We start from the raw sequence: 1,043 nt of genomic DNA, 5'->3' as shown, positions 1-1,043 counted from the left end.
CGCCGGGGGCGAGCTGCTCGCCCCCGGCGGCGGGCTGCTGAACGCCGACCACATGCGCTACGACCGACGCTGGCCGGGACTCGCGGAATTGTCCCGGAAGCACCGCGAGCGGGTCCTCCAGGCTTCCGTGGCCAGCGGCGCGGACAGTTGGGAAGACTGGTGGCAACGCGCCGCGCAGATCCCCCGGCTGGCCCCGCTGAAGGCGCAGCGCGACGCCCATTTCGCGCGGCGCCCGCTCAGGCGCGCCAGCGAAGACGAAGACTGCTCGCTCGATTTCCATCTCGCCGCCCTGCGCCAGGCGGGCTTCGCCGAGGCCGCCACGGTCTGGCAGCAGTTGGACAACTACGTGGTCTTCGCCCGCCTCGCCCAGGCCTGATACGCCGTCACCCGGGCGCGGGGAATACCTCCAATGGAACCCGGGCAATCCGCCGGACGTTGACGCAGATCAACGCCGGCTCGGCGTCGCTCGCCAGAATCCACAACATCTTGTTGTTTTGCAAAATCAAAACACATCATGTTGTGGAGAGACTGAAATGACCCAGCCCCGGAAGGCTACCTGGCCGGCCACCCTGCTCAAGCGCAACGGACGTGAAGTCCCCTTCGATCCCGGCAAGATCGAACGCGCCATCGCCGCCGCCGGCCAGGCCACCGGCGAGTTCGACCCGCAGCAGGCGCAGGCGCTCGCCGAACGCGTGGTGGAACGCCTGCCGGAACGCGCCTGCCTGGATATCGAACGGGTCCAGGACCTGGTCGAACGGGTGCTGATGGAGGCCGGCCACTACCCCACGGCGCGCGCCTACGTGGTCTACCGCGAACGCCACGGCCGGCTGCGCCGCGAGCGCAAGACCCTGGTGGACGTCGCCGCGTCGATGAACGAATACCTTTCCCGCGAGGATTGGCGGGTGCGCGCCAACGCCAACCAGGGCTATTCCCTCGGCGGGCTGATCCTCAACGTATCCGGCAAGGTCACCGCGAACTACTGGCTGGACGAGGTCTACGATGCCGACATCGCCGCCGCCCACCGCGACGCCGACCTGCATATC

General features: G+C 68.5%; 1 protein-coding gene and 1 pseudogene. Both read left to right on the top strand.

Going from position 1 to position 1,043, the window contains the following annotated elements:
- A pseudogene (locus FFS27_RS33080) lies at positions 1–376 on the top strand (SAM-dependent methyltransferase); the annotation flags it as partial.
- Between the two features lie 157 nt (positions 377–533).
- On the top strand, positions 534–1,043 hold a 510-nt coding region (gene nrdD / locus FFS27_RS33075), incomplete at its 3' end, for an anaerobic ribonucleoside-triphosphate reductase (protein ID WP_256659917.1).

The sequence above is a fragment of the Pseudomonas sp. 2VD genome (assembly GCF_005503585.1).
GTDB classification, from domain to species: Bacteria; Pseudomonadota; Gammaproteobacteria; order Pseudomonadales; family Pseudomonadaceae; genus Pseudomonas; species Pseudomonas aeruginosa.
The sequence above is the reverse complement of the archived record's forward strand: the minus strand, read 5'-3'. Positions and strand labels throughout refer to the sequence as shown.